The organism is Elizabethkingia sp. YR214 (assembly GCF_003058195.1).
Classification (GTDB): Bacteria; Bacteroidota; Bacteroidia; order Flavobacteriales; family Weeksellaceae; genus Elizabethkingia.
Map to the genome: position 1 here is coordinate 687,127 of NZ_QBUH01000001.1, position 8,474 is coordinate 695,600.

Annotated in this window: 5 protein-coding genes; 4 read left to right on the forward strand and 1 reads right to left on the reverse strand. The window is 36.2% G+C overall.

The genetic code is table 11. The features are described from left to right. Positions 1-2 precede the first annotated feature (2 nt). Complete coding sequence (gene topA, locus C8J95_RS03150; RefSeq protein WP_107807574.1) at positions 3-2,543, reverse strand: type I DNA topoisomerase; 2,541 nt, start codon at positions 2,541-2,543, stop codon at positions 3-5. A 237-nt stretch (positions 2,544-2,780) separates the two neighbouring features. On the opposite strand from topA, the gene ileS reads away from it, so the two are divergent. The 4 genes from ileS (at position 2,781) to C8J95_RS03170 (ending at position 8,032) form a co-directional block, all read left to right on the forward strand. Next, positions 2,781-6,167 carry an isoleucine--tRNA ligase gene (ileS, locus tag C8J95_RS03155; RefSeq protein ID WP_107807575.1) on the forward strand — a complete coding sequence of 1,129 codons (3,387 nt, stop codon included), beginning with the start codon at positions 2,781-2,783 and terminating at the stop codon, positions 6,165-6,167. An 81-nt stretch (positions 6,168-6,248) separates the two neighbouring features. Further along, positions 6,249-6,629, forward strand: coding sequence for a TraR/DksA C4-type zinc finger protein (locus tag C8J95_RS03160; protein ID WP_034869975.1), 381 nt, complete (start codon positions 6,249-6,251; stop codon positions 6,627-6,629). Between the two features lie 97 nt (positions 6,630-6,726). Next, positions 6,727-7,359 carry a lipoprotein signal peptidase gene (locus C8J95_RS03165; RefSeq protein ID WP_045182436.1) on the forward strand — a complete coding sequence of 211 codons (633 nt, stop codon included), beginning with the start codon at positions 6,727-6,729 and terminating at the stop codon, positions 7,357-7,359. A 28-nt stretch (positions 7,360-7,387) separates the two neighbouring features. Further along, entirely contained in the window at positions 7,388-8,032 is a 645-nt protein-coding gene (locus C8J95_RS03170; protein WP_107807576.1) for a vancomycin high temperature exclusion protein, read from the forward strand. Positions 8,033-8,474: the final 442 nt, after the last annotated feature.

An 8,474-nucleotide genomic window follows, 5' to 3' on the forward strand; every position in this document is an offset into this window, starting at 1 on the left:
CCTTATTTTTTAGAAGGTTTTTTAGCAGCAGCTTTCTTGGCAGGTGCTTTTTTTGCTTTTGGTTTTTCTTTAAAAGCAGTTTCGTCCTGAGCAATGATCCATTTCTTTACTTCATCAAAGGAAATATCCTGTAGGTCTTCAGCAGTATATTTTTCTCCCTTTCCTTTCAATGGAATTTTCAACATTTTCTTTCCAAAACGAATGAAAGGTCCCCATCTTCCGTTTTCAAGAGATACCTTTTGGTCTTCCCATTGCTGAATATATCTGTTAGCTTCTTTTTCCAGTTTGGCATCGATTAGTTCGTTGATGTCACTTTGAGAAAGATTATTAAAATCATATTTCTTCGGAACGTTTACAAAGATGTCCTTATATTTTATGAAAGGCCCGAATCTTCCGGTTCCTTTTGTTACAGGCTCTCCTTTATAAGTTGCGATAGGAGCATCAGCTCTCTTCTTTTCTTCTATAATCTCGATTGCTCTGTCATTATCTACAGACAGAGGATCTTCGGTTTTAGGAATGCTGATATAAGCTTCTCCCCATTTGATATATGGTCCAAAACGTCCAACACCAACCACAACTTCTTTACCTTCATAATCATTAAGATTAAAAGGTATTTTGAAAAGCTCCATTGCCTCTTCAAAAGTAATTGTAGTGATATTCTGATTAGGCATCAGAGAAGCAAAGATTGGTTTCTCTTCATCATCTGTTTCTCCAATTTGGATCATAGCACCAAATCTTCCGATTCTTGCATGTACATTCTTGCCCGTTTTAGGATCTACACCTAATATACGGTCACCATTTGCTCTGTCAGCATTTTCTTCTACATCAGCAATTCTTGGATGGAATTTCCCATAGAACTCAGTCATTACATCTTTCCACGCTCTGTTTCCCTCCGCAATAATATCGAAAGCTTCCTCAACACGAGCTGTAAATCCGTAATCAAGAACTTCGTTGAAGTTATTAACAAGGAAGTCATTAACAACAACACCTATATCAGTTGGTAAAAATTTGTTTTTATCAGCACCATACTTTTCTGTAAGTGTTTCTTTTTTCAGTGAAGAAGTTAGAGTTAGCTGGACGATTTCGCGTTCTTTAGCCATAATTTCTCTCTTGTCCACATACTCACGATTTTGGATCGTCTGGATTGTTGGAGCATAGGTAGAAGGTCTTCCGATTCCAAGTTCTTCCAGTTTTCTTACCAATGATGCTTCTGTAAATCTTGCAGGAGCTTTTGTATATTTCTCGGTAGCAATGATTTTTTTGTATTTAAGAGCTTCACCAATATTTACTTTTGGCAGAAGTTTATCATCGTTCTCATCATCTTCCTCATCATTTTTAGTAATACCATATACTTTTAAGAAACCATCGAAAATAATAACTTCACCAGTTGTCTCAAAATGTTGCGAAAGTTTCTGATCTCCTATCTCAATTACTGTTTTCTCAATTTTAGCATTGGCCATCTGACTAGCCATTGCTCTTTTATATATTAGCTGGTATAATTTATTAAGCTGTGCATCTCCTACTGTTTTTACACCAAAATCGGTAGGACGAATTGCTTCGTGTGCTTCCTGAGCAGATGCATTCTTAGTAGTATAGTTTCTCGGTGCAGAATATTCCTTTCCGAATTCTTTCGTAATAGTTGCTTTTGCCGAATTAATAGCCTCCTGAGAAAGGTTAACACTGTCCGTTCTCATATAGGTAATATAACCTTCTTCATACAGACGCTGAGCTACACGCATTGTAGACGTTACGGAATATCCTAATCTGTTCGAAGCTTCCTGCTGTAGAGTGGAAGTGGTAAACGGAGCTGAAGCAGAGCGTTGTCCCGGCTTTTTTTCTACATTTAAAACTTTGAAGTCTGTAGTACTACATTGGTTAAGGAAAGATTCAGCTTCTTTTTCTGTAGAGAAGTCCTTTTTTAGTTTTGCTAAAATTTCCTTCTTCTCGTCGTTCAGGAAAGTTCCTTCTACCTTATAAGAAGCCTGAGACTGGAATCCGTGGATTTCCTTTTCTCTTTCAACAACAAGACGTACCGCTACCGACTGTACACGTCCTGCAGAAAGGCCTGGTTTTACTTTTTTCCATAAAACAGGAGACATTTCAAAACCTACAATTCTATCCAGAACTCTTCTTGCCTGTTGGGCATTGACAAGATTATTATCTATTTTTCTCGGATTCTCTATAGCTTTAAGAATTGCATTCTTAGTGATTTCATGAAATACAATTCTTTTAGTTTTATCTTCTTTTAATTTTAATTCCTCCGCCAGATGCCATGCAATAGCTTCCCCCTCGCGGTCTTCATCGGAAGCCAGCCATACCATATCGGCTTTTTTAGCTAAAGACTTAAGCTCTGTAACGAGCTTCTTCTTATCCGGAGAAACTTCGTAATCAGGAGTAAATGTTTCAAGGTTAATACCCATGCCCTTTTTAGGAAGATCACGGATGTGTCCCATACTAGAGGTTACTTCAAAGTCATTACCAAGATACTTCTGTATCGTCTTAGCCTTCGCAGGGGACTCCACAATTACGAGATTTTTCGACATAGAAAATTTTTTGCAAAATTAGGATTTATTTTGAAAATCAAATTTTTCTTTATCATTCAAATTTTCTATTTAGGCAACAAGCTGTGTTATTGCTTATTCCTAAAAAGAAGAATGCTTAATATTTAAAAGCTTAAATTTCAATAGATTTAAGCTTTCTTAATATAGGATAAATTCGACAATTTTTTTTATATTCGCAATCTTAATTTATAAAGGACTAGAAATATTTTTTAACGTCACATGAAGAAGTTTACCGAGTATAAAAACTTAGATCTTATCGGTTCTGCCGAAAATGTATTGAAATTCTGGGAAGAGAACGATACTTTCGAAAAAAGTGTAGAAAATCGCCAGGGGAGCCCTGAGTACGTTTTCTATGAAGGTCCGCCATCCGCGAATGGGATGCCGGGTATTCACCACGTTATGGCCAGAAGTATTAAGGATATTTTCTGCCGTTTCCAGACTCAGAATGGTAAGCAGGTTTTTCGTAAAGCCGGCTGGGATACCCATGGACTTCCGATTGAACTTGGTGTTGAAAAAGAATTAGGCATCACTAAAGAAGATATTGGTAAGAAAATTAGTGTTGAAGATTATAATAAGGCTTGTCGCGAAGCGGTAATGCGTTATACCGATGCATGGAATAAACTTACTGAAAAAATTGGTTATTGGGTAGACCTGGAGAATCCTTATATTACCTACGAACCAAAATATATGGAAACTGTATGGTGGCTATTGAAGCAGCTATACAACAAAGAATTATTGTATAAAGGATATACAATACAGCCATATTCACCGGCAGCAGGGACAGGACTTTCTTCACACGAATTAAATCAGCCCGGAACTTACCGAGATGTGTCTGATACAACAATCGTAGCACAATTCAGAGTTAAAAAAGAAAGCTCAGATCTATTTAATGATATCGACGGAAATGTAGATATCCTTGCATGGACAACTACACCGTGGACATTACCTTCAAATACTGCTTTAACAATTGGAAGAGATATCGAGTATGTAGTTGTTAAGACTTTCAATCAGTATACGTTTGAGCCAATCAATGTGGTATTGGCAAGAGTTCTTTTAGAAAAGAACTTTGGTAAAAAATATGCAGAAGGAACAGATGAAGATTTTGCTAATTACACACCGGAAAGCAAAGTTATTCCTTACAGAATATTAAAAGAATTTACAGGAGAACAGCTTGCAGGTACACATTATGAGCAACTTGTACAATGGTTTACTCCAGAGGAAAATGCTGAAAAAGCATTCCGCGTAATTATCGGAGACTTTGTAACTACCGAAGATGGTACAGGGGTAGTGCACACGGCACCTACATTTGGTGCGGATGATGCTCGTGTATCCAAGGAAAATGATATCCCGCCAATGTTGGTGAAGGATGAAAATGGAAACCTTATCCCGTTGGTAGATCTGCAAGGACGCTTTATCCATGGGAAAAATGTTCCTGAACTATTTGCAGGTAAATACATTAAGAACGAATACTATGACAACGGTCAGGCTCCTGAAAAATCTTGGGATGTTGAATTAGCAATTTTATTGAAGACTGAAAACAAAGCCTTCAAAGTAGAAAAATATGTACACAGTTATCCACACTGCTGGAGAACAGATAAACCAGTTCTTTATTATCCGCTGGATTCATGGTTTGTAAAAATGACGGCTGTAAAAGACCGTTTGGTAAACCTGAATAAAGAAATTAACTGGAAGCCAAAGGCTACAGGAGAAGGACGTTTTGCAAACTGGTTAGAAAATGTAAACGATTGGAATCTTTCCCGTTCGCGCTACTGGGGGATTCCGTTGCCAATATGGAGAACAGAAGATCTAAGAGAAGAATTGGCAATAGGTTCGGTTGAAGAACTAATGCAGGAAATTCAGAAATCTATTGATGCCGGGTTTATGACTTCTAACCCTTACGAGGGCTTTGAAGTTGGAAACATGGATGAAGCTAACTATGCTAAAGTAGATTTACATAAAAATATTGTAGATCAGATTATTTTGGTTTCCGCTTCAGGAAAACCAATGAAGAGAGAATCTGACCTTATCGATGTATGGTTCGATTCAGGATCAATGCCATATGCACAATTACATTATCCTTTCGAAAACAAAGAGCTGATAGATGAAAGAAAAGCTTTCCCTGCAGACTTTATTGCGGAAGGTGTAGACCAGACAAGAGGATGGTTCTATACGTTGCACGCAATCGGAACAGCTGTTTTCGATTCTGTAGCCTACAAAAATGTAATGTCTAACGGACTGGTGTTAGATAAAAACGGACAAAAAATGTCTAAGCGTTTAGGAAATGCAATTGATCCTTTCAAGACCTTAGAAACATACGGGCCGGATGCTACCCGTTGGTATATGATCTCCAATGCAATGCCTTGGGAGAACCTTAAGTTTGATCTGGAGGGAATAGATGAGGTAAGAAGAAAGTTCTTCGGAACATTATACAATACCTATTCATTCTTTGCGTTGTATGCTAATGTAGACGGATTTAGATATGAAGAGGCAGATGTAGAAAATCGTCCGGAAATCGACAGATGGATTTTGTCCGAGCTTAATCTTCTGGTAAAAGAAGTGAAATCCTTCTATGAAGATTATGAACCAACAAAAGTAGCAAGGGCAATCAATACTTTTGTTAATGACAATCTTTCCAATTGGTATGTACGTTTGTGCAGAAGACGTTTTTGGAAAGGAGATTATACTGAAGACAAGATTTCAGCATATCAGACCTTATATACGTGCCTAGAAACAATTGCTAAAATCTCTGCTCCGATTGCGCCATTCTTTATGGATCAATTGTATCAGGATCTGAACAACGCAACGCAAAAAGAATCAGCAGGATCTGTACATTTAACAGATTTCCCTGTTGTAGACGAAAATAAGATCGATTACTCTTTAGTAGAAAAGACTCATCTTGCACAGCAGATAACCTCTATGGTGTTCTCTCTAAGAAAAAAAGAAAATATAAAAGTACGTCAGCCTTTACAGAAAGTAATGATTCCTGTTTTAGATGCTGCTGCCGGAGAGCAAATCAATGCGGTTTCTGAGCTTATCAAACAAGAAGTAAATGTGAAAGAGCTTCAGTTGATTAATGCAGAAGAGGCTTCTCATCTTATTGTTAAGCAAATTAAACCAAACTTCAAGGCGTTAGGACCTAAGCTTGGTAAAGATATGAAGACTGTAGCTGCAGAGATCTCTGCATTCTCGGATGATCAAATTGCTGTATTAGAGAAAGAAGGTAGCTTGACAATTCAGGGGTATGAAATAACTACAGATGATGTAGAGATCCTAACAAAGGATATCCCGGGATGGACGGTGGCTTCTGAAGGAAAGTTAACAGTAGCGTTAGATCTTACCTTAACAGATGATCTGAAAGCGGAAGGTATTGCACGTGAATTCATTAACAGAGTACAAAACCTTAGAAAAGAGAAGAATTTTGAAATAAGTGACAGAATTCTTATCGAATTAGAAGAAAATAATCCATTTTTACAAGATATCTTGAAGAATAAAGATTATATTAGCGCAGAAGTTCTTGCAAATGATATAGCGGTTAAGGCTAATATATCAGGGGAAGAAGTAGAAATTGATGAACTTAGATTCAATATTAATATTATTAAAAATTAAAAAAATGAAAAGTACTTGTCTGCGATTATGCAGAAAGTGCTTTTCAAACTATAAAGTACCAATTATCAAATTAGAAATATTATGGCAGAGGAAAGAGTAAGATACAGCGATGCTGATTTGGAGGAATTCAGAAAAATTATTGAAGAAAAAATAGAAAAGGCCGAGAAAGATTTATCTCTTATACGTGAAAGTTTCATCAATGATAGAAATAACGGGACAGATGATACTTCGCCAACATTTAAAGCTTTTGAGGAAGGAGCTGAAACTTTGAGTAAAGAGCAGAATGCTCTTCTGGCTTCACGTCAGGAAAAGTTCATTAGAGACCTGAAAAATGCTTTAATCCGTATTAAGAACAAAACTTATGGTGTATGCCGTGTTACCGGAAATCTTATTTCTAAAGACAGATTGAAAGCAGTTCCGCATGCTACTTTAAGTATTGAGGCTAAAAATATGCAACGATAAAATTACACCAATTGGTGTGACTGATTAATGTACAAAGCAAAATGTGTTCAGTAAATACATGATGCTTTGTACATTTTAATTATATGATACAGAAATTATGAAGAAAATTGTGCTTATTACCCTGCTGGTTCTTTTCATTGACCAGGCTTCCAAAATTTATATCAAAACACATTTCCATTTAGGCGAAAGTGTAGACGTATTTAAATGGTTCAAGCTTGCTTTTGTTGAAAATCCTGGAATGGCCTACGGCCTTCACTTTGGAGGAGCAATTGGTAAATATGCATTGTCCTTAGTTCGTATTGCATTAGTAATAGGGATTATAGTGATGTTCAAAAAATGGTTAAAAGAAGGAGCTTCCAACTATTTAATCATTCCGATGTCTATGATATTCGCTGGAGCAATTGGTAATCTTATAGACGGAATGTTCTATGGATTGATTTTCGATACAGGAACAATCTTTGAGTCTTCAATAGGGCGTTGGGTAGGTTATGACGGAATTTCAAAACTTGGTGGTGGCGGATATGCCTCCTTTATGAACGGTTGTGTTGTGGATATGCTTTATTTTCCATTATTCAAATTCAACTGGCCAACTTGGGTTCCGGGAATTGGTGGTACAGAATTTGAATTCTTCAGACCAGTCTTCAATATTGCAGATAGTGCTATTACTGTTGGGGCTGCAATTATATTAATATTTAAGAAAAAAGCTTTCCCGAATGGTTTGAATTTCTAAAAACTATATCGGGTATCATTTATATGATATGAATAATCTAATCAAAAGAGTATTTTTACTTTTAATTATTATAGGGTTGCTTGGAGCAACCTTTATAATTTATGCCAATTGGAAAATTGAATCCGAGACGAAAAATTATATTACATCGGATCCTAATAAATTACCAATTGAACATGTAGGTCTTGTACTGGGTACTTCCAAGCTTTTGGCTAACGGAAGTACGAATCCATATTTCAAATATAGGATTGATGCCGCAGAAGAATTATATAAAGCCGGTAAAATAAAAAATATTATCGTTAGTGGTGATAATAGCCGCAAAACATATAATGAACCAGAAGATATGAAAAATGAATTGCTGAAAAGAGGCATTCCGGAAATTGATATCTATATGGATTTTGCAGGTCTTCGTACATTAGATTCTGTAATACGGGCAAGAGAGATATTTGGACAACACGAGTATATTATCATTTCTCAGGAATTCCATAATGAAAGGGCTGTGTTCATTGCGCGGGAAAACGGGATCAATGCATTTGGTTTTAATGCGCAGGATGTGAATAAGACAATAGGGATTAAAACAATGATTCGTGAAAAGTTTGCAAGGGCAAAAGTTTTCTGGGATTTTCTTTTCAGCGTTCAACCTAAATTTGGAGGTGAGAAAATTTTTGTTGAATAAACATTATACATATATCATATATAGAATATAAGATCCGGCGTTAAGCCGGATTTTTGTTTTCTATTATATATAAAGAGAGTGATTAAAGCTAAAAAAGAGCTTTTGAGCAGCTAAAAACACAAGACTCCAGCCAATACTTAAAAACAAAAATCCCGTTTTCAAAGCATCTGCTACGATATATATAGTGTATGTAAAGAAGGCTATTGCTTCCAGTATGAATATTATGTTAAATTTTTCTCACCTGTATTCAGGTAGTTACGGATATTATGTTAAAAAATGTGTTTAGAAGTTTGGTGTATTATAGAAGTTTTTCTACTTTTGCAGTCCTAAACAATGAGAGTTGTTTGGGGGAGCAGGAGATAATTGAGACTATAAAATCGATTAAAATTTTTTAGAAAAAAGATTTGGTCATGTTAATAAAATTTATTAGTTTTGCCCACGC

Excerpts from the sequence above, each read along its gene's own strand:
- topA (WP_107807574.1), bottom strand. The coding sequence starts at position 2,543 with ATGTCGAAAAATCTCGTAATTGTGGAGTCCCCTGCGAAGGCTAAGACG.
- ileS (WP_107807575.1), top strand. The coding sequence starts at position 2,781 with ATGAAGAAGTTTACCGAGTATAAAAACTTAGATCTTATCGGTTCTGCC.
- C8J95_RS03160 (WP_034869975.1), top strand. The coding sequence starts at position 6,249 with ATGGCAGAGGAAAGAGTAAGATACAGCGATGCTGATTTGGAGGAATTC.
- C8J95_RS03165 (WP_045182436.1), top strand. The coding sequence starts at position 6,727 with ATGAAGAAAATTGTGCTTATTACCCTGCTGGTTCTTTTCATTGACCAG.
- C8J95_RS03170 (WP_107807576.1), top strand. The coding sequence starts at position 7,388 with ATGAATAATCTAATCAAAAGAGTATTTTTACTTTTAATTATTATAGGG.